This is a genomic window from Pantoea sp. GbtcB22, assembly GCF_019091025.1.
In the GTDB taxonomy this organism is placed as follows: Bacteria; Pseudomonadota; Gammaproteobacteria; order Enterobacterales; family Enterobacteriaceae; genus Pantoea; species Pantoea leporis.
In genome coordinates this window covers 995,096-1,020,348 of record NZ_JAGXKB010000001.1, presented here as the reverse complement: position 1 = coordinate 1,020,348, position 25,253 = coordinate 995,096, and the positions used below count along the sequence as shown (strand labels likewise).

Sequence of the window (25,253 nt, the reverse complement as noted above, 5' to 3'; positions counted from 1 at the left end):
ACCCTACTCACACCAGACAGTTACTGGCATATGCAATTTAACATTCCGACGTGTCTTACCCTGTTTCGAGTCGTACTTATTCCCTTTTTTGTCCTGGCGTTTTATCTGCCATTTCAATGGGCTCCCTTTGCTACTGCACTGATCTTTGTGATTGCTGCGGTTACTGACTGGTTTGATGGTTTTTTAGCGCGTCGCTGGAAGCAGACCACGCGTTTTGGCGCGTTCCTCGATCCGGTTGCGGATAAAGTGCTGGTGGCGATTGCGCTGGTGCTGGTGGCGGAGCATTTCCACGCGTGGTGGATTACGCTGCCTGCGGCAACGATGATCGCGCGTGAAATCATTATCTCTGCGCTGCGTGAGTGGATGGCGGAGATCGGCAAACGCAGCAGCGTGGCAGTGTCGTGGATCGGCAAGGTGAAAACCACCGCGCAGATGTTCTCGCTGTTTGCCCTGCTGTGGCGTCCAGAAGCCACGGTGGTTGGCGTGGGTGTGGTCGCACTGTACATCGCAGCCGTGCTGACGTTCTGGTCAATGTTCCAGTATTTAAGCGCAGCGCGCGGCGATTTGCTCGATAGCTGATCGATGCGATTTAAAAAGCAGCAAACGGACGCAGTGTGTGGATAATTCTGTTGACTCACTGCGTCAGATAAGTAGAATGCATCGCATCGAACGGCAGCAAGCCTGCAAGAAGCTGAACAAAATCAGCAAGTTCGATGAAGAAATACAGAATCGAGTATTTCAATTTGTAGCAAGGCAGCAACTGAACGAATCATAGAGAGCTTACTTCAGTAAGTGACCTGTGTGAGTTAAGGAAGCTAACGCAGCAACAAATTGAAAGACGAAGATTATGCGGGAATAGCTCAGTTGGTAGAGCACGACCTTGCCAAGGTCGGGGTCGCGAGTTCGAGTCTCGTTTCCCGCTCCAAATTTAGTGGTTCGTATTCAACGAATTACATATCAGATTAAAGGCGCGTTGGCAGAGTGGCCATGCAACGGATTGCAAATCCGTCTACCTCGGTTCGACTCCGGGACGCGCCTCCAATTTATACCCTGCCCGGGTGGTGAAATCGGTAGACACAAGGGATTTAAAATCCCTCGGCTTATGGCTGTGCGGGTTCAAGTCCCGCCCCGGGCACCATATTTGCAGTCGATAAAACGAATAAAATAAAGCAATAAGCAGTAATGTCGTAACCGCCCAAGGGCGGTTTTTTTGTTTTTGTCCTTACCTCATCGCCAATAAAAAACCCGGCTAAGCCGGGCAAGTCATTACGATTGCGGTTGTCCCACCGGACCTGCACCTTCGCTGGCACCCGGCACCGGTTGGTTACTTGGCGCATGTGGGCGCCCATCGTTGCCGACCGCATCACTCTTGTGCATACAACCCGCCAGCGATACCAAGGTTAACGTCACCAATGCTGCTTTTGCTAAAACGTTCATCTGCTGCTCCTTATAATTAAGCGATTGAGTAACCAATCCCAAAGAGATCAAAGGATTGACCATGAGCTAAGCAAAGTCAGTGACAGCAAATTTCGCAAGCGAAGCGCGGCAGTAACCATAAAAAACGCCGGATTTCCGGCGTTTTTCGTCTCAATCCTAATATTTCTATCCCAGATTGCCACTCAGCCGCTCGCGGAAATCGCTGCTGCGGTTATCCAGCCCGATAAAGGTGACGTTCGCTCCATGGCGCTGATAGCGATATTCGATAGCATCAAGGGCCGCCACGCTGGAAGCGTCCCAAATCTGCGCATGCGTCAAATCGATGGTGACAGTTTTTGGATCGTGGCCGTAATTGAAGTGTTCAAACAAATCATTGCTGCTACCAAAGAACAGCGGGCCGCGCACGGTGTAATTGACCTGTTGGCCATCCTCGCTCAGCTGGCGTTCAGCGTGAATCACGTGAGCGATGCGGCGTGCGAACAGCATCATCGCCAGAATCACACCAACCAGCACGCCAATCGCCAGGTTACCGGTCCACACGGTGACCGCCACCGTCAGCACCATTACAAAGGTTTCCGACCACGGCATGCGTTTCAGCGTTGCCGGCTGAAGGCTGTGCCAGTTCACGGTTTTCACCGCTACCACCATCATAATGCCCGCCAGTACTACCATCGGGATCTGCGCCATAATCTGGCTCAGTCCGGTCACTAATAACAGCAGCACGATACCCGCCGCGACCGTCGAAACACGCGTACGTGCTTTGCCCAGCTCGACGTTAACGATGGTTTGGCCAATCATCGCGCAACCGGCGATGCCGCCATAGAAGCCCGCAAGAATATTGCCGACGCCCAGCGCCCAGGATTCGCGGCGTTTAGCGGAAGGCGTATCGGTGATGTCATCCACCAGTTTGGCGGTCAGCAATGATTCCATCAAACCCACAAAGGCGATGCTCAAGGCGGTGGGCCAGATGATTTGCAGCGTGTGCAGATTGATTGGGACCAGCAGCGTCGTGAAGCCTGGCAGACCGGCGGTCATTGGCCCTTCATCGCCCACGTTCGGTACGCGATAGCCAAGCAGCAACGCCACCGCCGTCACCACCACAATCGCCACCAGCGGTGAAGGGACGCTTTTCAGCACTTTTGGTAGCAGCAGCACGATGGCGAGCGTAACGGCGAACAGCACCCACACCAACTCGGATTGTCCCCAAACGTGCGGGACCTGCGCAAAGAAGATCAGGATGCCGAGGGCGTTAACGAAGCCGATCATCACCGAACGCGGGATATAGCGCATCATGCGCGACAACCCAGCGAGCCCAAAGATAATCTGGATAATGCCGCCCATAATCACCGCCGGCAGGATGTATTCAACGCCGTGCGCATGCACCATTGGGCCGATCACCAGCGCCACCGAACCGGCCGCTGCGGTGACCATCGCCGGACGACCACCCAGAATCGACAGCGTCAGGCACAGCACCACCGAGGCAACAAGGCTGACTTTAGGATCGACACCGGCAATCACGGAGAAGGAGATAACTTCCGGGATCAGCGCCAGCGCGGTAATAATGCCGGCCAGACACTCGCGGGTTAGCAGGGCAGGCGAACGTAAAACGCGCCCCACAGTGATATCGCTCTCCACCGCAGTGGTGCGCTCAGTTGGTTGACTCATAAATTGTGCAGGCTCTTTTATTATTGTGCGCATACCGTCGCGGTACGGCAGTAACCAGTTAGGATTTTCCGAGAAGGGATGTTACCGGGCAATAAGGTGAGACGCTAGCGCGTTGGGTCAGGTGAGGGTGATTCCATCCCTGGAATCCGGCTTTAGACCGCGAGATCGTCAGGTGTTTTATTCACAACCAATTCAAGCAGATGGCGATAAATATCCAGCTGAATCACATCGCTTTCCATCTCAAGACGGTTAATCAGCGAAGCAATAATCGCTTTATTAGAAACCGGCATACCGGCTTGCAGGATTTCGGCGATGATCTGCCCGAAAACTTCCATTTCACTGCTGTCGCTGTTACCGGCCAGTTTGAAATAGTCAGCGATGGCAGCGCTACTGTGTGCGGCGTTTTGCATATGTGAAGCCCTTAAGATCGGCCTGATGGCAATGTGCCTTCAGCTCCATGATGAAAAAATTTGCACGCGGACAGGCGCGCAACACCCAACTCATCAACCAACGCAAAAAGACACCTCTGAAGGTGGAAATCCACAACACTTTCAGAGGCGACGCAAAGTGCATCATTCGTTACGGAGCCATCTCCTGGCTCACGGGACGTAAACTTATACAATCCAGCACAACTTGTACAAGCTGGATTTTAAGCAATTTGTGCTAGCCCTTATTTAACAGTTACTTATGATTTGTAATGTTTTCTAAAAGCTATACAAGAATAAGCCCAAACCGCCAAATTTTCGGTGAGTTGTACAACTGATAAAGAAAGCTGGAGATTTTTTGTCCTGCCAACTACGTTTGCAGGTGTAAGCAAAATTTTCATTGGCGAGCGGCTTACCTTATAATAACGCTCCCGTTTAGTTAGATACCTAACCATTAGGCCACTACGTTTTGAGCGACTATCCCCAACCCTTTTCTCGTTTGCTGCATCTCACCGCGCACGCGTGGCGTTTGGCTGTCGATCGTCGCCTCAAAGAGAGCGGACTGAGCATGAGCAGCTGGATGGCAATTGCCAGCGTTGCCACCGCCGCCGAGCCGCCAACGCAAAAAGCGCTGGCGCAGTTGCTTGGTCTGGAAGAGGCCAGCGTCGTGCCGCTGGTGGATCGTCTGGTGAAGCAGCAGCTATTGGCGCGCGTGCAGCCGCCGGAAGATCGCCGCAAACGCCTGCTGATTCTGACGGAGCAGGGCAGCGTGGCCTTTGCCGAAGTGAAAACGCAGGCCGATGCGCTACGTGCACAGTTGCTGGCGGATATCGATCCTGCATCGCTGGCGATAACGGAACAGGTGCTGCAACAGCTGCTCGCGCGTCTGGGAAGCGTTTAACCGTGGCAAAACGTAATCCTTATGCTCCGCGCGAATGGCTGCCGCATGAGAAGCCGATGCTGCCGGGCTCGCCCTCAACGCCGCTGCATTCGCCTTCGAAGCGCATCGCGTTTGGCATCATTGGCTTATTGATTTCGATTACCGGCGCGCTGAGTAACGCGCTGGTCTCTGCCAACCTTACCAATCTGCAAGGCACCTTCGGCGCCTACAGCAATGAGATCGCCTGGCTGCCCGCGGTATATGTGATGGGCAACATCTCCATCAACCTGCTGCTGGTGAAGTTCCGCCAGCAGTTTGGTCTGCGGCTGTTCACCGAAGCGTTTCTGGTGCTGTATGTGATCGTGGCATTTTTCCACCTGCTGGCTAACGATCTCAGCTCGGCGATCATTGTCCGCACCGCGCACGGCATGGTCGGCGCGGCGCTCAGTTCGCTCGGCATCTATTACCAGATTCAGGCCTGGCCGGCGAAGCATCGGCTTAAAGCCCTGGTGATTGGCATCACCGCATCGCAGCTGGCGATTCCGCTGGCACGATTGTTCTCCACCGAACTGCTGCAGCTGCAAGAGTGGCGCGGTTTATACCTGTTTGAACTCGGTCTGGCGATGATCTCGCTGGGCTGCGTGCTGGTGGTGAAACTGCCGCCCGGCGACCGCATCAAAGCCTTTGAAAAGATGGATTTCCTCACCTTCATGTTGATGGCGCCGGGCATGGCGCTGCTGTGCGCGGTGCTGTCGCTGGGCCGCATCGAATGGTGGTTCAGCACGCCGTGGCTCGGTGTGGCATTGGCGCTGGCGTTGGTGTTGATCGTGGCGGCGATTGTCGTCGAGCACAATCGTAAGAATCCGTTGCTGAATACCCGCTGGCTCAGCAACGGCACGATTGTGCGGCTGGGCATTGTGATGATCATGATGCGTATTCTGCTGGCCGAGCAAAACACCGGCGCGGTCGGTTTCCTGCAGCAACTCGGCTTACTCAACGATCAGATGCGCGGTCTGGCGTTAGCGATCATTGCCGGGGTGATTTGCGGCATGATCGCCAGCGCATTAACCATCAAACCTACGCATCTGAGCTGGCCAATTGTCGTGTCGCTGGTGGTGATGATCGTCGCCTCGCTGATGGATGCGCAATCCAACCCGCTGACGCGTGCCCACAATCTCTACTTTAGCCAGTTTCTGCTCGGTTTCGGCAGCGCCTTCTTCCTCGGGCCTGCCATGCTGCTGGGGATTGGCGGCGTGGTGACGCAACCGAAAAACCTGGTCAGCTTCTCGGTGCTGTTCGGCATGAGCCAGAACTTAGGCGGCCTTATTGGCGCGGCCATTCTCGGCACGTTCCAGACGTGGCGCGAAAAATACCACTCCAGCCTGCTGGGCGATCAGCTGTCGCAGCTGGATCCCAACGTGACCGAACGCCTTAGCCAGTACAGCTCGCTGTTTAGCAGCCAGTTGCCGGATAGCGTGCTGCTCAGCGCGCAAAGCAGCAGCCAGTTGCAAACGGTGGCGACGCTGCAAGCCAACGTGCTGGCCTATAACGATACTTATCTTCTTACCGCCGCGCTGGCTTTCATCACCTTAATCTGGGTGCTGTATCGCCTGACGCGCTTACGCTATATCAACTGGCGTCAGACTAAAATGAATGCGGCACAACCAGTAACCCCGACGGAGAATTCATGAGCCAACAGGACGACATTCAGGCGGCGGAGCGCGAGCGCACCAACCGCCGACGCATTCTTTCCATCGCCGCTGGCAGCGGCATTGTCATCGTCGGCGTGCTGGTGATCCTCTATGCCTGGCAGCTGTGGCCGTTCACCAGCACCGTTCAGTCCACGGAAAACGCCTACGTGCGTGGCCAGGTAACCTTTATCAGCCCGCAGGTGAATGGCTATCTGACCGAAGTGAACGTGGTGGATTTGCAGCCAGTGACCAAAGGCCAACTGCTGATGACCATCGACGATCGTATCTATCGTCAGCGCGTGCATCAGGCGCAGGCGCAGCTGGATATGAAAATCGCCGCGCAGAATAATAACCAGCAGCAGCGTAAAAGTGCCGAAGCCAACATTCTCAGCAATAAAGCGGCGCTGGAAAATGCCAAAGCGCAGGCGCTGAAAAGCAGCCTCGATCTCAAGCGCGTTGAGAATCTGGCGGCTGATGGCTCGCTGTCGGTACGTGAGCGCGACGCCGCGCGCGCAGCGAACGCCCAGGCGCAGGCACAGTTGCGTCAGGCGGATGCGCAGGTGGCCGTTTCACAACAGAATCTGCAAACTGTGGTGGTGAATCGCGCGTCACTGCAGGGCGATGTTGCCAGTGCGCAGGCGGCGCTGGAGTTGGCAAATATCGACCTGGCGAATACGCGCATCATCGCGCCAGACAGCGGCCAGCTCGGTCAGCTGTCGGTGCGTAAAGGCAGCTATGTGACCGCCGGTACGCGTTTGACCTCGGTGGTGCCAGAAAACAAATGGATCATCGCGAATTTCAAAGAAACCCAGCTGGCGCGCGTACGTCCTGGCTTGCCGGTGAATATCCGCGTCGATGCGCTGGACGGTAAGCACTACGATGGCCGCGTCGAGTTTATTTCGCCTGCCGCCGGTTCCGAATTCAGTGCTATCTCGCCGGATAACGCCACCGGCAACTTTGTGAAAATTGCCCAGCGCATTCCGGTGCGCATCAAAATTTTGAATGACGATCTGCAAGCACTGCGTCCGGGCATGTCAGTGGAAGTAAGCATTGATACCGCCGCAGAGCCGCACAAGGATGCGCCATGAGGCGCTTATTGTTAGCCACCTGTGTGGCATTGATGGTGAGCGGCTGTGCAACGCAAGTGGAAAAAGCGCCCTCATCGTTGCCGATTCCTGAGAGCTGGCGTCAGCAGGTGGGCCCGCATGCGCTGCCGGAGGCGCAATGGTGGCAGAATTTTGGCGATGCCAATCTTAATCGCCTCGTCACGCAGGCGCTGCAGCACAACAGCGATGTCCTCACCGCGCGTTCGCGCGTGGATCAATACCGTGCCGAGTTGCGTGCCGCGCAGGGCGATAATTTCCCAACGCTGTCGGCGGGCGTGGCGGCTACGCATCAGCGTGCGCTGTCGGCGGCCACCGGTCAGCCGTATGAAAACGCGGTATTTCAGGGATTGCTGCAGGCTAACTACGAGGTGGATTTATGGGGCAGCCGCAGCAACAGCATTCGCGCTGCAGAAGCTTCGCTGGATGCGCAGCGTGCTGCCGCTTCTGCCGCTGAGCTCACCGTCGCCAGTTCGGTGGCATCGGGCTATCTCAGCTTGTGTGCGCTGGATGAACAGCTGCGCGTAACCCAGGCAACGCTGGCGACGCGCAAAAACTCGCTCAACCTGGCGCAGCGCCAGTTTGAAACCGGCTACACCTCGCGCCTTGAATGGATGCAGGCCGCCTCGGAATATCAAACCGCCAAAGCGCAGATCCCGCAGTTGCAGCATCAGATCGAGCAGCAGGAGAACGCGCTTAGCGTGCTGGTGGGCATGAATCCGCGCCAAATTGCGCGCAGCAGCCAGTTCGACCACATCAAGCCGCAAACCCTGCCATCGCTGCTGCCGTCGCAGTTGCTGAATCGCCGTCCCGATATTGTGCAGGCGCAGCGCCAGCTGCTGGCCGCCGACGCGTCACTGGCGTCAACCCAGGCCAAACTGTTGCCGTCGCTCAATCTCACCGCCAGCGGCACCTTGCAAAGCAGCGAACTGCATCAGCTGCTGGATAATCCGTTCCGCCTGTGGAGCATCGGCGGCAGCATTCTGGCTCCGCTGTTGAATCGCGAAGCGCTGACTGCTCAGGTGGATGTGGCGATGGCGACGCGTAATCAGGCGCTGTACGGTTATGAAAAAGTGGTGCGTAACGCCTTCTCCGACGTGGATAACGCGCTGGATGCCATTCGCCGTAGCGAGGAGCAGCTGGCGGAGTTGCAGAAACAGGAGAGCTACGTGGCGGAAGCGTATCGCATTGCCCACAACCGTTACCAAAATGGTTACGCCTCTTATCTGGATGAGCTGGACGCCCAGCGCACGCTGTTCAGCACTCAGCTGAATATCGTGTCAGTAAAAAATACGCTGCTGTTAGCGCAAATCGATCTATATCGTTCGCTCGGCGGCGGCTGGCAGGGTTAAACATCATGTCGCAAGGCCATTTTTCGGTAGAAATTCCGCCGTAAAACGGCCTGCGTCTGGTTTTAAATCGGCAGTAAACGATTCTAAAGTCATTCATGCTTCTTTTTACTTGTCTTTACAAATAATGTTATTATCCGCCCGCTTTACACAGTCTGAACGGAACAGTGTTGGTAAGTTTACCAGCGCGGTCGCTCACTTAAGCGGCATGCAAAGACAGGGGAAGAAAAGGAAATGATGAATAAAAAAATCGGTTTTGCGTTGTTAGTTACTGCGGTCCTGTTAACCGGCTGTGCGCCGCGTACCGCGCCGATCCAGAATGTTAGCCAGACCGTGGGTCAGAGCTACTCGGATGAGCAAATGAAGCAAGCTATCGTCCAGGCGGGCGCCGCTAACCATTGGGTGATGACGCCAGCGGGTCCAGGCGTGATGAATGGTCACCTGGCCGAGCGCGGACATACCGCGGATATTCGCGTGAACTACACCGCGAACAGTTATCAAATCCAGTATGTCAGCAGCCAGAATCTGAAAGCAGGCAGCGGTCAGATTCACCGCAACTATAACCGCTGGATTCAGAACCTGAGCCAGGGCATCCAGACGCGACTGGCGGTTGAAGCCGCTAAATAAGCGCGAAGCGTGATTGCTGACATAATGTTGTAAAGTTAGCCGTAACGCTGCCGAAATAGAAACAGGCGGGCCACGTGCCCGCCTTGTTAATCGGCGACATCCGCATGGGATGACGGGTATAGAGAGCAAGGAAGGGATGCCGCGCAGCGAAAACCGGACCATCCCTGAGGCTGAAGAAAGAATACAGGTATGAAACTCGCTTACTCCCTTGTTGACTGGCACGCCATCGCGCCGGGCAACAGCACCGCAGAAGAGTGGCAACGTTGGGCGCAACAGGCACCGGCGTTAGATGCCACGCAACCTATCGCGAAACCCCAATTTTTGCCGATGATGACCGCGCGTCGTCTCAGCGCCGGCAGCCGTGCTGCGGTTGAATGCGGGCTGGCGTTATTGGCGCGGCATAGCGTGGACGCCATCGTCTTCACCAGTCGCCACGGCGAACTGGAGCGTAATCTGCGCATTCTCACCGCGCTGGCGGAACAGCAAGCGCTGTCGCCCACCGATTTCGCCATGTCGGTTCACAACTCAGCGGTGGGCAGTTTGACCATCGCCGCGCGTCAGCCGTTGGTTTCATCCTCGGTTTCGGCCGGTATTGATAGCTTCCAGCAAGGATTGATAGAAGTGGCGGCGCTGCATCAGGCGGGTTATGCGCAGGTGCTGCTGGTGGATTTTGACGGCGTGGTGCCGGATTACTACCGTCCGTGGCTACCGGAAATCGATCGCTTTAATGCGCCGTACGCGGTAGCGCTGCTGCTACGGGCGGGCGAGGCATGGCGTTGCGAAGCGCAGGCCGGCAAACCCGCTGAGCTGCACAACCCTCTGCCGCAAAGTCTGCAATTTCTGGCGGCGATGCTGCACAACACGCCACGTTTTAGCGTGGCCGGCGAGCGCCATCAGTGGCACTGGGAGCGTCTGCATGGTGGATAATTCGCTGACCGAGGCGCGTCCCGGTTTCAACTATTACTGGCGGCTGGTGATGACCGCCGTCAGCTTTACGCTGTTCAGCGTGGGCGGCCTGCTACTGTCGCTGATTTGGTTCAATCTGCTGTTACTGGTGCAGCGTGATGGCCTGCGCCGTCGCCATATCGCCCGCAGCAGCATCGCCTGGAGCTTCCGCTGCTTCCTGCGTTTCTGCCGCTTTGTCGGGGTTTACGATTACCAGATCATTGGCGCAGAACAGCTGCGTCAGGATCGCGGCTGCCTGATCGTCGCCAACCATCCGTCACTGATCGATTACGTGATGATCGCGTCGGTGCTGCCGGAGATGGATTGCCTGGTGAAAGCCGAGCTGCAGCACAACATTTTCTTCCGTGGCGTGATTCGCGCCGCCGATTACCTGATTAACAGCGAAGCCGATACGCTGCTGCCAGACAGCCAGCAGCGACTGGCGCGCGGCGATACCATTCTGATTTTCCCGGAAGGCACGCGCACACGTTATGGCGAGCCGCTGAAGCTGCAGCGCGGTGCCGCCAACATTGCGGTGCGCGCGGGCTGCGATTTGCGTGTGGTGCACATCAGCTGCACCGAGCGCATGCTCGATAAGCAAAGCCGCTGGTATCAGATTCCGCTGGTTAAACCGATTTTTACTGTACGCGTACAATCGCGTATTGCCAGCCACGCCTTTAGTGAGGCCGAAGAGGATTCGCAGCCGCTGGCCGCACGTCGTCTGACGCGTCATCTGCAACAGGCGCTGGTGCCTGAAGAGACCAACTAAGTTATGCAAGTACTGATTAACGACATCAAACAGATGATTATCGACACGCTGAATCTGGAAGATATCAGCCCTGACGACATCGAAACCGACGCACCGCTGTTTGGCGAGGGGCTGGGCCTCGATTCAATCGATGCGCTGGAGCTGGGACTGGCGGTGAAAAATCGCTTCGGCGTACAGCTCTCCGCCGAGAGCGAAACGCTGCGCGCGCACTTTTTTTCCGTGGCTACACTGGCCGCGTTTGTTGAACAACAGCAAGCCTGAGAGCAGTCAACATGATGAACAAAAACGAAATTTACCAGGAAGTGGCTTCGCTGCTCACCTCGCTGTTTGAAATTGAGCCGGATGATATTCGTCCGGACGCCCGCCTGTATGAAGACCTCGAGCTGGATAGCATCGATGCGGTCGATATGGTGGTGCATCTGCAAAAGCGTACTGGCCGTAAGATCAAACCGGAAACCTTCCGCGCGGTGCGTACCGTGCAGGATGTGGTGGATGCCGTCGATCAACTGATGCGCGACGAAGCCTGATCGCATGCTGCTGCGGCTGCTAAACGGAGCGGCGCTGCTGGCGTGGCCGTTTCTGGTGTGGTTAACCCTCACCCAGCCACAGTGGCGCGGCGTGACGGGCCTGCTGGCGCTGCTGTTTGTGCTGCGCGTCTGGACGCTGCGCCGCGCCGCCGGGCCGATGGCGCGCGTGATGCTGCTGCTGTCGCTGGTGGGCAGCGCGTTATGCCTCGCCAGCCTGCTGCTGCGATCGCAACATCTGCTGCTGTGGTATCCGCTGGTGGTCAATGCATCGATGCTGCTGCTGTTTGGCGCGTCGCTGTGGAGCCCCATGCCGCTGGTAGAGCGGCTGGCACGGCTGCGCGAACCGGATCTGCCACCGCGCGCGGTGCATTATACCCGCCGCGTGACGCAAGTGTGGTGCGGCTTTTTCATCTTCAACGGCAGCGTGGCGTTGCTCACCTGCCTGCTCAATGATGTCACGCTCTGGACACTCTGGAATGGGTGCATCAGCTATCTGCTGATGGGCACGCTGATGGGCGGCGAATGGCTGCTGCGTCAGCGCATAAGGAAACAGGCATGAACTTACATAGCCTTCGCGACTGGTTCAGCGCGCCGGATCGCATGGTGGCCTGGCACGGCCAACAGCAACATACGCTGCACACCTTGCGTCAGCAGGTACGGGCGCTGGCCGATCGGCTGCAAAACCAGCCCGGCCAATATTGGGCGCTGTGCTTTGATAACAGCTATGCGTTTACCGCCGCGCTGCTGGCGCTGTGGCACGCCGGTAAAACGCCGGTGATCCCCGGACACTGTCGCGCGGCCCAGCTGGAAGAGATGGCCGACAGCCTGGATGGCGTGATCAGTGATATGCCGCTGGCAGTCGCGCTGCCGCAGCTGCGCTGGGACGACGCACTGGCGAGCGGTGCGTTACCGCCAATCGCCGCCGACGCCACGCTGGTGTTGTTCACCTCTGGTTCGACCGGCACGCCGCGTCGCGTAGTGAAATCGCTGCGCGCGCTGGATCTTGAAGCCCGCTGGCTCTCCAGCTTGTGGGGCGCACGCTTACGTGATTGCCATGTGATTGCCTGGCGCTCTGCACGTGAGGAGAACGCGCTGTGGCACTGTTTCCCGCAGATTACCCTGCGTGAGCAGGACGCCGGACGCTGGCGGGTGTTTTCCGCCTTGCTGGAAACCGATGACGGTTGCGCGCTCGACGATCGTATCGTGCAGCAACCGTCCGGCCAGTTTCAGCTGGCGGGACGTCAGGATCGCGTGGTGAAGATCGAAGATAAACGCGTATCGCTGAGTGAAATTGAACGCCGCCTGCTGGCGTTGCCCGGCGTGGAAGATGCCGCCGCGCTGGCGATTCAGCGTCACGGTCGTCACGCGATTGGCGTGGTGCTGGCGCTGCCTGAGATGCTGGATGCGGCGACGCTGCATCAGCTAAAAATTGAGTGGAAACGCGCCCTGCAACCCTGGCTGGAGCCGGTGGCGATTCCGCGCTATTGGCGCGTGGTGACGTCGATTCCTGTCACCGCACAAAGTAAACGCGCCTGGCCACAAATTGAGGAGTTATTTGATGCTGCCGGTTGAACTGCATGCCGAACAGCAGGGCGATACACTGACATTGCGCCTGCACGTTGTTGCCGATCTCTTTTGGTTTCGCGGCCATTTCCCGACGCTGCCAATTCTGCCCGGCGTGGCGCAGCTCGACTGGGCGCTGCATTACGGCCTGACGCGTTTAGCCATCGGTAAATCTTTCGCCGCGATTGACAATATCAAGTTCCAGCAGCCGGTGCCGCCGGATGCCGAACTGGCGTTACAGCTGCAGTGGCAGGCAGAAAAATCGCTGCTCAGTTTCAGCTACAGCCTGATCAACGGCGATGTGGCGACGGTGGCCAGCAGCGGGAAGATCCGCCTGTGTTGAGTTCTCACTTCACGCCTTGTGTGCTGATTCCCTGCTATAACCACGGCGCGATGCTGGCGTCGGTGCTGGCGCGGCTGGCACCGTTCAACTTGCCGGTGATTCTGGTGGATGACGGCAGCGATGCCACCACCAAACAGCAGATTGCGGCGCTGGAGGTACCGCAGTTGCGGGTGCTGACGCTACCCCACAATCAGGGCAAAGGCGCGGCGGTGATTGCCGGGATGCGCGCGGCGGCGGCGGCAGGTTACAGCCACGCGCTGCAACTCGATGCCGATGGCCAGCATCAGGTGGAAGACACGCCGCGTATGCTGGCCGAAGCGCAGCGTTATCCGCACTGTCTGATCTCCGGTCAGCCGCTTTACGACGCCTCGATTCCCAAATCGCGCCTCTATGGCCGCTACATCACCCATTTCTGGGTGTGGGTGGAAACGCTGTCGTTCTCGCTGAAAGACAGCATGTGCGGCTTCCGCGTCTATCCGCTCGCGCCATCGCTGGCGTTGTGCGATCGCCGTCCGATTGGTCAGCGCATGGATTTCGACACCGAAATCATGGTGCGCCTCTATTGGCAGGGCACGCCGAGCCGTTTTATCACCACGCGCGTGACCTATCCAGCCAGCGGCGTATCGCACTTTGATGCGCTGCGTGACAACCTGCGCATCTCATGGATGCACACGCGGCTGTTCTTCGGCATGTTGCCACGCATCCCGCAGTTGCTGCGTCAGCGTAGTGATGCGCAACACTGGTCTGCAACGCCGGAACGACGCGGGCAGAGCGGTTTGCGCTTTATGCTGTGGCTCTATCGCCGCGCCGGACGCTTGCCTTTTATCTTGCTGCTGTGGCCGGTGGTGGCGGTTTACTGGCTAACCGGACGCACCGCGCGCGCCGCCTCGCAGCAGTGGCTGACGCGAGTGCGGGCGATGGCGCAGCGGCAGAACATCGCGCTGCCTGCGCCGCTCAGCAGCTATCGTCACTTTCTGCGTTTCGGCTACAGCATGCTGGATAAAGTCGCTAGCTGGCGCGGCGATCTGCAATGGGGACGCGACATTGATTTCGCGCCAGGTGCGGAAGCCACCATTCGCGCCGCCGAGGGCAAAGGCCATCTTATCCTGGCCTCGCATCTCGGTGATATCGAAGCCTGCCGCGCGATGGCCAAACAGGTCAGCGGATTGGTGATTAATGCGCTGGTGTTTACTGACAATGCGCAACGCTTCCGCGAAGTGCTGGAGAGCATTGCACCGCAGGCGGGCGTCAATCTGCTGCCGGTCACCGATATCGGTCCGGACACCGCCATTCTGCTGCAGCAAAAACTCGATGCCGGTGAATGGGTGGCGATTGTTGGCGATCGTACCGCCGTGCATCGCCAGCGCGGCGGCGAGCGTCGCGTGGTGTGGAGTGAATTTATGGGCCATCCTGCACCGTTTCCCCAGGGACCGTTTGTGCTGGCGGCGGCGTTGCGCTGTCCAGTGCTGCTGATGTTCGCCCTGCGCGAACAGGGGCGATTGCGGGTGCACTGCGAAGCCTTTGCCGATCCGCTCTCGCTGCCGCGCGCCCAGCGCCAGCAGGCGTTACAGGCCACCGTCGATCGCTACGCCGAACGGTTACAACAGCACGCGCTGATGGCGCCGCTGGATTGGTTTAACTTTTACGATTTCTGGACGTTGCCCGAGGAGAAAAGCCGCGATGAGTGAAAGCAACTACCGCGCTGAGGTGGACATTACCGTGTCGTTTCACGACTGCGATCCGATGGGCGTGGTGTGGCACGGCAACTATTTCCGCTTTTTTGAAGTGGCGCGCGAAGCCTTGCTGCGCAGCGTCAATTACAGCTACGGCGAAATGGCCGCCAGCGGCTACGTCTGGCCGGTGGTCGATACCCATGTGAAATACCGCCAGCCGCTGCGCTGCGAAGAGGTGGTCCGCGTCGTCGCCAGTATCAGCGAATACGAAAACCGTTTACGCATTGATTATGTGATCCGCAACGCGGCGGGGCAGGTGACCACCAAAGCACACACGCTGCAGGTGGCGGTTAATGCAGCGACGCAGGAGATGTGTTTTGTCTCGCCCGATATTCTGTTTGAACGCCTGGGAGTGAAACCGTGATCAGAACCCTTTGTCTGCTGCTGCTGGTGATCTGCGCCAACGCCAGCGCGGTCACGCTCGAGCAGTTGCAACAGCGCTTCGCCAGTCAGCCGGTGATCCGCGCCAATTTTGTTCAGGTGCGCACCATTGCCGGGATGGCGCAGCCGCTGGTGTCACGCGGTCAGCTGCTGATCGCCCAGCAGCAGGGTTTGTGGTGGCAGCAAGCCACGCCGTTCCCGCTGATGCTGATCCTTGATGATAAGCGCATGGTGCAGAGCATGAGCGGTCAGCCGCCGCAGGTGATCACCGCCGACAGCAATCCGCAGATGTTCCAGTTCAACCATCTGTTGCGCGCGCTGTTCCAGGCAGATGAAAAGGTGCTGCGTGAGAATTTTGCGCTCGATTTCCACGATCTGGGCAACAACCGCTGGCAACTTGGTTTGACGCCGAAAGCCGCGCCGCTGAATAAGATCTTTAACCGTATCGATCTGCAAGGCGAGGCGTTTCTCAATCGCATCACGCTGGATGATAAGCAGGGCGATAAAACCGAGATCACCCTTAGCGCTACCCGCACCGAACCGAAACAGTTAACCGATGAAGAGCGAGCCCGTTTTGCCCCAGCGCAGTGAAAAAACCGTTGCGCTGCTGTGGCTGGCGGTGTGCCTGACGTTAGCGCTGGCGCTGGCGGTTTTGCTGCCGCGCAGCCAGCTGAACAGCAGCGTGCTGGCGTTATTGCCGCAGCAAAACCTCGGCCAGGCACCAGCGGAGATCCAGCACGGCTTTATGCAGCGCCTCGATCGTCAGCTGGTGTGGCTGGTGAGCGCCAACGATCACCACGGCGATGCGGTTGCGGCCTGGTGGCAAGCGCAGCTGCAAGCCTTGCCGATGCTGAAACAGGTGAGCGGCGCGCTGGATGACGATCAGATGCAGCGCTGGGGCGCCTATGCGTTTCAACATCGCAACGACTTGATCGATCCGGCCACGCGCGCGCGCTTGCAGAACGGCGGTGACGCGCAGGCTGACTGGATTCTGGCGCAGCTGTTCTCGGCCTTCGCGGGCGTCGGCAGCAAAGAGATCGGCCACGATCCGCTGCTGCTGGTGCGCGGCGCACAGCTGGCGATGCAGCAGAACGCCAATAAAATGCTGCTGCATAACGGCTGGCTGACGGTCAAGGATGCGCAGCAGCGCCGCTGGTATTTCCTGCACGGCGAGCTGGCGAGCAATGCTTTCAGTATCAAAGAGAGCCATCAGCTGGTGACCGCGCTTAATCAGCTGGAGCAACAGCTGAAAACCCGCTGGCCGGATGCGCAACTGCTGACGCGTGGCACGGTGCTGTTTAGCGACGATGCCAGCCAGCGCGCGCAGCATGATGTCGAAACCCTCGGCAGCGCAACGTTAGCGGGGTTGCTGCTGCTGGTGTGGCTGGTGTTCCGTTCATTACGGCCGCTGGCGCTCTGTGCATTGTCGGTGGCGATGGGCGCGATGGCGGGCACGGTGCTGACGCTGCTCTGTTTTGGTGAGCTGCATCTCACCACCTTAGTGATGAGCCTCAGCATTGTGGGTATCTCGGCCGATTATACGCTCTACTATCTGACGGAACGCATGGTGCACGGCGAGCAAGCCACGCCGTGGCAAAGTTTGCATAAGGTGCGTGGCACGTTGCTGCTGGCGCTCGGCACCACGGCGATTGCCTGGCTGCTGATGCTGCTGGCACCGTTCCCCGGCTTGCGCCAGCTGGCGGTATTTGCCGCCAGCGGATTAAGCGCATCCTGCCTGACGGTGATCTGTTTTTATCCGTGGCTGGTACGCGGTTTACCGGTGCGACCGATTCCGGCGATGGTATGGCTGGCGCGCTGGCTGGCCGCGTGGCGACGCAATAACTGGCTGAAGCGCGGCTTACCGGCGCTGGTGGCGATCTATGCGCTGAGCGGCATGCTACAACTCAAGGTCGATGATGATATTGCCCATCTGCAAAGCGCCCCGGCGCAGCTGTTAGCGCAGGATCGTCAGCTGGCGCAGCTGACCGGTCAGCAGGCCGATCAAACCTGGTTTGTGGTGTGGGGCGATGATGAACAGCAAGCGCTGCAACGGCTGAGCGCGCTAACACCGAAGCTGCAGCAGGCGCAGCAGCAAGGCTGGTTCAAAAGTTATCGCGTGCTGCCGCTGAGTTCGCTGGCGCAACAGCAGCAGGATGTAGCGCTGCTACAGCAGGCTGCACCAACCATTCTGGATCGATTGAAGCAGGCGGGCATTACTGTAGCGAATGCCAATCTCAGCGCCATGCCGGTGACCGCCGCCGACTGGCTGGCGAGCCCGCAGAGTGAAGGCTGGCGGCTGCTGTGGCTGTCGCTGCCGGACGGACGCAGCAGCGTGCTGGTGCCGATCGGCGGCGTTAAGAACAGCGCCGCGTTGCAGCAGCTGGCATCCCAGCAGGCGGGCGTCAGTTGGGTTGATCGCAAGGCCAGCTATGATGAACTGTTCCGCTTCTGGCGCACGCTGCTGAGCGGATTGCTGGCGCTGGCATTATTGCTGATTACCGGCAGCTACATGCTACGGCTGGGCGTAAAAGCCGGGATGCGCAGCGCGCTGCCGTCGTGGCTGTCGCTGGCGGCGGCGCTGGCGACTCTGGGCTGGATCGGCGCGAGCCTCAATCTGTTTGCCTTGCTGGCGCTGATTCTGGTGCTGGGCATCGGCATCAACTACACGCTGTTCTTCAGCAATCCGCGCGGCACGCCGTTAACCTCCATGCTGGCGGTGACGCTGGCGATGATGACCACACTGTTAACGCTCGGCATGCTGGTGTTCAGCAGCACCGCCGCCATCAGCGGTTTTGGCACCGTGCTGTGCAGCGGGATTTTTTGTGCATTCTTGCTGGCGCCGTTGGCGCTGGCTCCGGGGAAAAGGAAGCAACGATGAAAATGGGCATTTTGCTGCTGTTAAGCCTGCTGGTAAGCGGCTGCGCGCAGCATCAGAGCGACCTCAACCGGCCAACCGCGTGGCTGAAACCGGGCGTGCGCGTCACGTTGCCGGCGCCGGGCATCTCGCCCGCGTTTCAGCAGCAGCAGTTGCTGACCGGCCACGCCAAAGGCAAAACCCAGTCGCTGCTGGTGCTGCTGAGCGCGGATTCACAGCAGCTGAGCCTCGCCGGTTTGTCATCGCTTGGCATTCGCCTGTTCCGCGTCACCTATGATAAGAACGGCATTCACACGCAGCAGATGATGGCGCTGCCGGAAATGCCGCCCGCCAGTCAGGTGTTGGCGGATGTGATGCTGAGCCACTGGCCGATCAGCGCGTGGCAGCCGCAGTTGCCGCGTGGCTGGACGCTGACCGACATCGACGATCGTCGCGAGCTGCGCGATCCCGCCGGCAAGGTGGTGACGCTGATTCGCTATCTGCAACGCGGCGAGTTGCGTGAGCCGATCAGCATCGATCAACGTGCGTTTGGTTATCAGATTCAAATCCAACATCTGGATGCCTCATCATGATTTACATCTCCGCCTTTGGCATGGTGAATGCGCTGGGCAACAACCTGGCGCACATCGCCACACAGTTGCAAGCGGGCCACGCGCCCGGCATGCAACCGCGTGACGGCTGGCTGCAAGACGGCAAACGCTGCTGGCTGGGCGAAGTGCAGGGCGCGTTGCCGCTGATTCCTGCCGCGCTGGCGGCGCATAACACCCGCAACAATCAGCTGCTGCTGGCCGCGCTGGCGCAGATACGCCCGGTAGTGGATGCGGCGATCGCGCAATATGGGCGCGATCGCGTGGCGATTGTGCTTGGCACCAGCACCTCCGGCGTGGATGAAGGCGATCGTCAGGTGGATGACGCCTTGTCGGGCTACGATTACCGCATGCAGGAGCTTGGCGATCCATCACGCTTCCTGGCGCATTTTTTAGCGCTGGACGGTCCGGCTTACACCATTTCGACTGCCTGCTCATCCAGTGCGCGCGCCATAATTAGCGGCCAACGTTTGATTGATGCTGGTTTAGCGGACGTGGCGCTGGTGGGCGGCGCGGATTCGCTAAGTCGTATGCCGATTAACGGTTTCGCCAGCCTGGATTCACTCTCTGAACGTCACTGCGCGCCGTTTAGCGCCGATCGCGACGGCATTTCGATTGGTGAAGCTGCCGCGCTGCTGCTGCTGACGCGCGAAAAGCAGCCGCTGGCGCTGCTCGGCTGCGGTGAATCGTCGGACGCGTGGCACATGTCGGCACCGCATCCTGAAGGCGTCGGCGCCGAGCGCGCTATGCTGATGGCGCTGCAACAGGCGGGTTTACAGCCGCAGGATGTTGGTTACATCAACCTGCACGGTACCGCCACGCCGCTGAACGATCAGGTGGAGTCTGCGGTGATTCACCGCCTGTTTGGTGATCGCGTGCCGTGTAGCTCAACCAAACACCTGACCGGCCACACGCTGGGCGCGGCGGGCGCCACCGAAGCGGCTTTAGCCGCACTGATTCTGCAGCAGCATCTGCCGCTGCCGCCGCAGGATTTCTCGCTGGCGGTACACGATACTTCGCTGCCGGCGTGCGGTTTGATCACCACGCCGCAGCCTTTGGCGCGCCCGGTGATTGCCTCAAATTCGTTTGCTTTTGGCGGGAACAATACCTGCCTGATTGTAGGAAAGCCTTATGAGTGATTTTCTGCCGGTAGATGCTTATTTGCCGCATCGTGCACCGATGCTGCTGCTGGATCGCGTCATCCAGGTTAGCGACGACAGCGTGATCTGCGAAGTCAGTATCAACGCGACAGGCGTGCTGGCCCCTTTTCTCACCGCACAGGGCGATTTACCGGCGTGGTACGGCGTGGAGATCATGGCGCAGACCGTTGGCGTCTGGTCGGGCTTTCATGCGCGTCAGCGCGGCGACAGTGAGATTCGTCCCGGCATGCTGCTTGGCGGACGCGGTTATCGTGCCAGCAGCGCCGCTTTCGCCGCCAACAGCACGCTGCGCGTTGAGATGCGCCTGCTGATGCGTGACGACCGATTGGGCAGCTTTGAAGGGGAGATCCGCTGCGGCGAGGCGATCATTGCCAGCGGGCGGCTGAATACCTATCAGCCCAATGAACACGAGTTAATTCAATTGCAACAAGGAGTTCAGCCATGACACGCAGCGTTTTAGTGACCGGCGCAAGTAAAGGTATTGGCCGCGCCATCGCACTGCGTCTGGCGCAGGATGGCTTTGAGATAGTGGCGCATTATCACCGCGACAGCGCCGGTGCCGCGCAGACGCTGGCTGAGATTGAGGCGGCGGGCGGATGTGGGCGTACCTTGCAGTTTGACGTGGCGCAGCGCGATGCCACACGCAGCGCACTGGAACAGGATATCGCCGCACACGGCGCCTACTACGGCGTGGTGAGCAATGCGGGCATCACGCGCGATGCGGCGTTCCCGGCGCTGACCGATGACGAGTGGGACAGCGTGATCCACACCAATCTCGACAGCTTCTACAACGTGATTCATCCGTGCGTGATGCCGATGATTGGCCTGCGCAAGGGCGGACGTATTATTACGCTCTCCTCGGTCTCGGGGATCATGGGCAATCGCGGCCAGGTCAACTACAGCGCGGCCAAAGCCGGCATTATCGGTGCCACCAAAGCGCTGGCGATTGAGCTGGCGAAACGCAAAATTACCGTTAACTGCATCGCGCCCGGCTTGATTGATACCGGCATGACCGATCTTGAGCCGCTGGTGATTGACGAGGCGATGAAGCTGATCCCGATGAAGCGCATGGGCGCGGCGGATGAAGTCGCCGGACTGGCCAGCTACTTAATGTCGGACATCGCGGGCTACGTCACGCGTCAGGTGATTTCAATCAATGGAGGTATGCTGTGATTCAGCGCGTAGTGGTAACCGGCATGGGCGGCGTGACCGCTTTTGGTGAGCGCTGGAGCGCGGTGGCTGAGCGGATCAAACAGGGCAAAAATGCGGTGCGCCATATGCCGGAATGGCAAGTGTACGACGGCTTGCACACGCTGCTCGGCGCGCCGGTGGACGACTTTACGCCGCCAGCGCATTACACGCGCAAACGCATTCGTTCGATGGGGCGCGTCTCACTGATGGCAACGCGCGCCACCGAACTCGCGCTGGAGCAGGCCGGTTTGATCGATCATCCGGTGCTGACCAGCGGTGAAACCGGCATTGCTTACGGCTCCTCAACCGGCAGCACCGGACCGGTGAGTGAATTTGCCACTATGCTGACGGAAAAGCACACCAACAACATTACCGGCACCACTTACGTGCAGATGATGCCGCACACCACCGCCGTTAACGCGGGCCTGTTCTTTGGCCTGCGCGGCCGGGTAATCCCGACGTCCAGCGCCTGTACGTCGGGCAGCCAGGCGATCGGCTATGCCTGGGAAGCGATTCGTCACGGTTATCAAACCGTGATGGTGGCGGGTGGGGCGGAAGAGCTGTGTCCATCCGAAGCGGCGGTGTTTGACACGCTGTTCGCCACCAGCCAGCGTAACGACGCGCCGCACACGTCGCCCGCGCCGTTCGACCAGCAGCGCGACGGATTAGTGATTGGCGAAGGTGCAGGCACCTTGATCCTCGAATCGCTGGAACATGCGCAGGCGCGCGGAGCCACCATTTATGCCGAGCTGGTGGGTTTCCACACCAACTGCGATGCCGCGCATATCACCCAGCCGCAGCGTGAAACCATGCAGATTTGTATCGAGCGCGCGCTGAAAACCGCCGGTGTCACGGCGGAGCAGATTGGCTATATCAATGCCCACGGCACCGCCACCGATCGCGGCGATATCGCCGAGAGTCAGGCCACCGCAGCGATCTATGGCAACAGCACGCCAATCTCTTCGCTGAAAAGCTACTTTGGCCATACGCTGGGCGCGTGCGGGGCGCTGGAAGCCTGGATGAGCATTGAGATGATGCGTGAAGGCTGGTTTGCGCCGACGTTGAATTTGTCACAACCGGCCGCTGAATGCGGTGAACTTGATTACATCATCGGTGAAGCGCGCCAGATTGAGACAGATTACATCCAATCCAATAACTTCGCCTTTGGCGGGATTAACACTTCGCTGGTGTTTAAACGCTGGCGCGAAGGCTGATAGCAGGGCGCCATGAATGGCGCTTGTTAGTTAAGTCCGCGACGAACGCATGCCGGATGCTTCGGTACATGTTGTTGAAAAGGGCACAGTTGCCAGAGGCGCTGGCGCGTCTGCTGCGGCAAAAGGGCTATTCGCAGCGCTGAGGCTTTTACGTTGGGCCAGGAGCCTCACGTATGGATGCGTGAGGCAGTTCGGGGTCGGCCAGGGAAGGCCGATCCGCGAACGGTCCGTTGGCACGACGTGGAAGCCGAAGGCACCGCGCTAGCGGCGCGAGGACGGCCCGTGACACAGCAGATGTGTCAGAGCCCGCTACCTAGTCAAAGCAAAACCCTTTCTTCAGTGATAAGCATTGGTCGCCATGAATGAATGGCGACCCTATATGACCGGGCAGGGTACCCATTGCACCACTCCTCCATGATATGAACGCAAAAAGTGGGATTTTTCTTGCTTTCGCACAACGAGTGCGCATAATCGCAAACCGCAATAATAATGATTATCACTTCGTTTGCATTAGGGGATCCCATGCGCGCTATGCCTTTCAATCCCGGACTGAAACCGACGCTGTTGGCCGTAATGGTCAGCGCCGGTTGTTTGCCAGTGATGGCTGCTACCACCAACACCACAACCTCAACTGACGCGAAAAACGAGCAGCAGACGCTGACCGTGACCGCGACACCGCAAACCGATTTCAAACCAGGCGGCAACGATCTGGTACCGGCTTTCCTCGATGGCCAGGTTGCACACGGCGGCCGCCTTGGCATGCTGGGTGAGCAAAACGCCATGGACGTGCCGTTTAACGTCATTGGTTTTACCTCGAAAATGATTCAGGATCAGCAGGCGCAAACCATCGGTGACGTGGTGCGCAACGATGCTGGCGTGCAGAATCTGAAAGGCTACGGCAACTTTGCCGAGAGCTATCGCATTCGTGGCTTCAAGCTGGACGGCGATGCCATGACCTACGGCGGCCTGGCGGGTATCGTGCCGCGTCAGGTGATGGATGCCTCGCTGATTGATCGCGTGGAGATCTTTAAAGGGGCTAACGCCTTGCTGAACGGTTCGGCGGAGAGCGGCGTAGGCGGCATGATTAACCTCGAGCCGAAGCACGCTGATGATACGCCGCTGACGCGCATCGGGGTGGACTACACGTCCGGTTCCCAGGTGGGCGGCACCGCCGATATTGGTCGTCGTTTTGGCGACAACAACCAGTTCGGCGTGCGTCTGAATGCGGTTAACCGCGAAGGCGGCACCGAGGTAGATGGCGAGAAAAAACGCACCACCGCTGCGTCACTCGGCCTGGATTATCGTGGCGATCGTCTGCGTACGTCGCTCGACGTTGGCTACCAGAAAAAGACCTTCCACGATGCGCGTAACGGCGTCAACATCAGCGGCATCGATTTCATTCCTGATGTGCCGTCCAACGCGAAAAACTACAGCCAGAAGTGGGTGTTCAGCGATATCGAGTCGGAGTTTGGTCTGGCGAAAGCCGAATACGATCTGACCGATCAGTGGACCGCCTATGCGGGCCTCGGCGCGCAGCACACACATGAAGTGGGCAACTACGGCATTCCGAAGATCCTCGACAGCGCCGGCAACGCCACCATTGGCCGCTTCCGCACCAATCGCGTGCAGGACAACATGAGCGGCATGGTTGGCCTGCGTGGTGATTTCACCACCGGTCCGGTGACGCATAAAGTGAATTTCGGTTATTCGGCGATGACCACGAATGCGAAAAACAGCTATCGCATGTCGTCGGGCAACGATGCCAACGTAAATATTTATCACCCGCAGGATGTGGCTGAACCGGATAGCGTGTTCGCCGGTGGCGCTAAGTTCAGCGATCCGCTGACCACTTACCGTTCACGTTCGCAAGGCTACCTGCTGAGCGATACGCTGGGCTTCTTTGATGACACCTTGCTGGCAACCGTCGGCGCGCGTCATCAAAAAGTGGTGGTGCGTAACTACGGTTATGACGGCGTTGAAGATACCGCGACACGTTTCGACAGCAGCCGTTGGTTGCCGGCGTACGGTTTGCTGTATAAAGCCACGCAAAATATCTCGCTGTATGCCAACCATATTGAATCGCTGACGCCGGGCACCGCCGCGCCGTTTACCGCCACCAACTACGGTAGCGTGACCGGCATCGTGCATGCGAAGCAGAACGAAGTGGGTGTCAAAGCGGACTTTGGTCGCGTCGGCGGATCGCTGGCGCTGTTTGAAATCAAACAGCCGGTTGGCGTGCTGAACAATTCGGTCTACCAGCTGAATGGCGAGCAGCGCAACCGTGGCGTGGAGTTGAACGTATTCGGTGAGCCGGTGCTGGGCCTGCGTCTTAACAGCAGCGCCACCTGGATCGATCCGGATATGACCAAAACCGGTGACAGCGATCAGGATGGCAAAAACGCCATCGGCGTACCGCGCTTCACTGCGGCGCTGGGTGCGGAGTATGACATCAAGCCGGTGGACGGTTTGACCGCCACAGCATTGCTGAACTACACCGGTTCACAATATGCCGACCTGGCAAACAACATGAAGCTGGATGATTACACCACGCTGGATTTGGGTCTGCGTTACCGCATGAAGGTTAACCAGAACGATATGGTGTGGCGCGTGGGCGTGGATAACGTCACCAATGAGAAATATTGGGCCAATGTTGATGACAGCGGCACCTATTTGTCGCAGGGTGAACCGCGCACGGTGAAGGTTTCACTCAGCTACGATTTCTAATCTGCTCTCCAATGGGGCGCGCCTGCGCCCCATTATTTCTCCGCCAGAAATTTTCCTGTAACTT

Annotated in this window: 26 protein-coding genes and 3 tRNA genes; 26 read left to right on the top strand and 3 right to left on the bottom strand. The window is 58.6% G+C overall.

The features are described from left to right. The first annotated feature begins 30 nt into the window (after window positions 1-30). The 4 genes from pgsA to KVT28_RS04815 all read left to right on the top strand — a co-directional run bounded on the left by pgsA (window position 31) and on the right by KVT28_RS04815 (window position 1,138). Window positions 31-579, top strand: coding sequence for a CDP-diacylglycerol--glycerol-3-phosphate 3-phosphatidyltransferase (gene pgsA / locus KVT28_RS04830; protein WP_008102316.1), 549 nt, complete (start codon window positions 31-33; stop codon window positions 577-579). 270 nt (window positions 580-849) lie between these two features. Beyond that, window positions 850-925 (top strand) — tRNA-Gly (locus KVT28_RS04825). Window positions 926-967: 42 nt separating this feature from the next. Next, window positions 968-1,041: transfer RNA gene (locus KVT28_RS04820), tRNA-Cys, on the top strand. Between the two features lie 11 nt (window positions 1,042-1,052). Further along, window positions 1,053-1,138 (top strand) — tRNA-Leu (locus KVT28_RS04815). A 128-nt stretch (window positions 1,139-1,266) separates the two neighbouring features. Here the strand turns inward: KVT28_RS04815 and KVT28_RS04810 are convergent. The 3 genes from KVT28_RS04810 to KVT28_RS04800 form a co-directional block, all read right to left on the bottom strand. Next, window positions 1,267-1,437, bottom strand: coding sequence for a hypothetical protein (locus tag KVT28_RS04810; protein ID WP_167391169.1), 171 nt, complete (start codon window positions 1,435-1,437; stop codon window positions 1,267-1,269). Window positions 1,438-1,602: 165 nt separating this feature from the next. Further along, complete coding sequence (locus KVT28_RS04805) at window positions 1,603-3,102, bottom strand: SulP family inorganic anion transporter (RefSeq protein ID WP_217547017.1); 1,500 nt, start codon at window positions 3,100-3,102, stop codon at window positions 1,603-1,605. A gap of 152 nt (window positions 3,103-3,254) precedes the next feature. Further along, window positions 3,255-3,512, bottom strand: a complete 258-nt coding sequence (locus KVT28_RS04800) for a biofilm/acid-resistance regulator YmgB/AriR (RefSeq protein WP_101760894.1) — start codon at window positions 3,510-3,512, stop codon at window positions 3,255-3,257. A gap of 484 nt (window positions 3,513-3,996) precedes the next feature. On the opposite strand from KVT28_RS04800, the gene KVT28_RS04795 reads away from it, so the two are divergent. From KVT28_RS04795 to KVT28_RS04690, 22 genes are all read left to right on the top strand, one after another. Then, window positions 3,997-4,428, top strand: coding sequence for a MarR family winged helix-turn-helix transcriptional regulator (locus KVT28_RS04795; protein ID WP_101760893.1), 432 nt, complete (start codon window positions 3,997-3,999; stop codon window positions 4,426-4,428). Between the two features lie 2 nt (window positions 4,429-4,430). Then, entirely contained in the window at window positions 4,431-6,098 is a 1,668-nt protein-coding gene (locus KVT28_RS04790; RefSeq protein ID WP_101760892.1) for an MFS transporter, read from the top strand. Beyond that, on the top strand, window positions 6,095-7,186 hold the full coding sequence (locus KVT28_RS04785) for an HlyD family secretion protein (protein WP_110865890.1): 1,092 nt from the start codon (window positions 6,095-6,097) through the stop codon (window positions 7,184-7,186). The genes KVT28_RS04790 and KVT28_RS04785 overlap by 4 nt, the downstream gene beginning before the upstream one ends. After that, window positions 7,183-8,553 carry an efflux transporter outer membrane subunit gene (locus KVT28_RS04780; protein WP_137385537.1) on the top strand — a complete coding sequence of 457 codons (1,371 nt, stop codon included), beginning with the start codon at window positions 7,183-7,185 and terminating at the stop codon, window positions 8,551-8,553. The genes KVT28_RS04785 and KVT28_RS04780 overlap by 4 nt, the downstream gene beginning before the upstream one ends. A gap of 234 nt (window positions 8,554-8,787) precedes the next feature. Then, window positions 8,788-9,177: a hypothetical protein gene (locus KVT28_RS04775; protein ID WP_167391170.1), complete on the top strand. Its 390-nt coding sequence runs from the start codon at window positions 8,788-8,790 to the stop codon at window positions 9,175-9,177. A gap of 189 nt (window positions 9,178-9,366) precedes the next feature. Then, the gene (locus KVT28_RS04770; RefSeq protein WP_137385538.1) at window positions 9,367-10,104 is read left to right on the top strand and encodes a beta-ketoacyl synthase chain length factor; all 738 of its coding nucleotides are present in this window, start codon (window positions 9,367-9,369) and stop codon (window positions 10,102-10,104) included. Continuing rightward, entirely contained in the window at window positions 10,094-10,891 is a 798-nt protein-coding gene (locus KVT28_RS04765) for a 1-acyl-sn-glycerol-3-phosphate acyltransferase (RefSeq protein WP_110865892.1), read from the top strand. Before KVT28_RS04770 ends, KVT28_RS04765 begins: the two co-directional genes overlap by 11 nt. 3 nt (window positions 10,892-10,894) lie before the next feature. After that, window positions 10,895-11,152 carry a phosphopantetheine-binding protein gene (locus KVT28_RS04760; protein ID WP_007887282.1) on the top strand — a complete coding sequence of 86 codons (258 nt, stop codon included), beginning with the start codon at window positions 10,895-10,897 and terminating at the stop codon, window positions 11,150-11,152. A gap of 11 nt (window positions 11,153-11,163) precedes the next feature. Beyond that, a complete protein-coding gene (locus tag KVT28_RS04755; protein WP_101760886.1) occupies window positions 11,164-11,418 on the top strand; it encodes an acyl carrier protein in 255 nt (84 codons plus the stop codon). A 4-nt stretch (window positions 11,419-11,422) separates the two neighbouring features. Continuing rightward, window positions 11,423-11,977, top strand: a complete 555-nt coding sequence (locus tag KVT28_RS04750; RefSeq protein WP_217547014.1) for a hypothetical protein — start codon at window positions 11,423-11,425, stop codon at window positions 11,975-11,977. Then, complete coding sequence (locus KVT28_RS04745) at window positions 11,974-12,990, top strand: AMP-binding protein (RefSeq protein ID WP_217547011.1); 1,017 nt, start codon at window positions 11,974-11,976, stop codon at window positions 12,988-12,990. The genes KVT28_RS04750 and KVT28_RS04745 overlap by 4 nt, the downstream gene beginning before the upstream one ends. After that, window positions 12,977-13,324: a hydroxymyristoyl-ACP dehydratase gene (locus KVT28_RS04740; protein WP_217547008.1), complete on the top strand. Its 348-nt coding sequence runs from the start codon at window positions 12,977-12,979 to the stop codon at window positions 13,322-13,324. Before KVT28_RS04745 ends, KVT28_RS04740 begins: the two co-directional genes overlap by 14 nt. Then, window positions 13,318-15,012, top strand: coding sequence for a glycosyltransferase family 2 protein (locus KVT28_RS04735; protein WP_217547003.1), 1,695 nt, complete (start codon window positions 13,318-13,320; stop codon window positions 15,010-15,012). Before KVT28_RS04740 ends, KVT28_RS04735 begins: the two co-directional genes overlap by 7 nt. Beyond that, entirely contained in the window at window positions 15,005-15,421 is a 417-nt protein-coding gene (locus KVT28_RS04730; protein ID WP_101760881.1) for a thioesterase family protein, read from the top strand. The genes KVT28_RS04735 and KVT28_RS04730 overlap by 8 nt, the downstream gene beginning before the upstream one ends. Beyond that, window positions 15,418-16,029, top strand: a complete 612-nt coding sequence (locus KVT28_RS04725; RefSeq protein WP_101760880.1) for an outer membrane lipoprotein carrier protein LolA — start codon at window positions 15,418-15,420, stop codon at window positions 16,027-16,029. The genes KVT28_RS04730 and KVT28_RS04725 overlap by 4 nt, the downstream gene beginning before the upstream one ends. Beyond that, complete coding sequence (locus KVT28_RS04720) at window positions 15,995-18,316, top strand: MMPL family transporter (protein WP_217547001.1); 2,322 nt, start codon at window positions 15,995-15,997, stop codon at window positions 18,314-18,316. Before KVT28_RS04725 ends, KVT28_RS04720 begins: the two co-directional genes overlap by 35 nt. Further along, window positions 18,313-18,885 (top strand): DUF3261 domain-containing protein, encoded by a 573-nt coding sequence (locus KVT28_RS04715; protein ID WP_101760878.1) that lies wholly within the window; start codon window positions 18,313-18,315, stop codon window positions 18,883-18,885. The genes KVT28_RS04720 and KVT28_RS04715 overlap by 4 nt, the downstream gene beginning before the upstream one ends. Continuing rightward, window positions 18,882-20,039, top strand: coding sequence for a beta-ketoacyl-[acyl-carrier-protein] synthase family protein (locus KVT28_RS04710; RefSeq protein WP_217546998.1), 1,158 nt, complete (start codon window positions 18,882-18,884; stop codon window positions 20,037-20,039). The genes KVT28_RS04715 and KVT28_RS04710 overlap by 4 nt, the downstream gene beginning before the upstream one ends. After that, the gene (locus tag KVT28_RS04705) at window positions 20,032-20,505 is read left to right on the top strand and encodes a 3-hydroxy-fatty acyl-ACP dehydratase (protein ID WP_217546994.1); all 474 of its coding nucleotides are present in this window, start codon (window positions 20,032-20,034) and stop codon (window positions 20,503-20,505) included. Before KVT28_RS04710 ends, KVT28_RS04705 begins: the two co-directional genes overlap by 8 nt. Next, complete coding sequence (locus tag KVT28_RS04700; protein WP_217546990.1) at window positions 20,502-21,233, top strand: 3-ketoacyl-ACP reductase FabG2; 732 nt, start codon at window positions 20,502-20,504, stop codon at window positions 21,231-21,233. Before KVT28_RS04705 ends, KVT28_RS04700 begins: the two co-directional genes overlap by 4 nt. Then, on the top strand, window positions 21,230-22,465 hold the full coding sequence (locus KVT28_RS04695) for a beta-ketoacyl-ACP synthase (protein WP_192413685.1): 1,236 nt from the start codon (window positions 21,230-21,232) through the stop codon (window positions 22,463-22,465). Before KVT28_RS04700 ends, KVT28_RS04695 begins: the two co-directional genes overlap by 4 nt. 522 nt (window positions 22,466-22,987) lie before the next feature. Continuing rightward, a complete protein-coding gene (locus KVT28_RS04690; RefSeq protein WP_217546988.1) occupies window positions 22,988-25,189 on the top strand; it encodes a TonB-dependent siderophore receptor in 2,202 nt (733 codons plus the stop codon). Window positions 25,190-25,253: the final 64 nt, after the last annotated feature.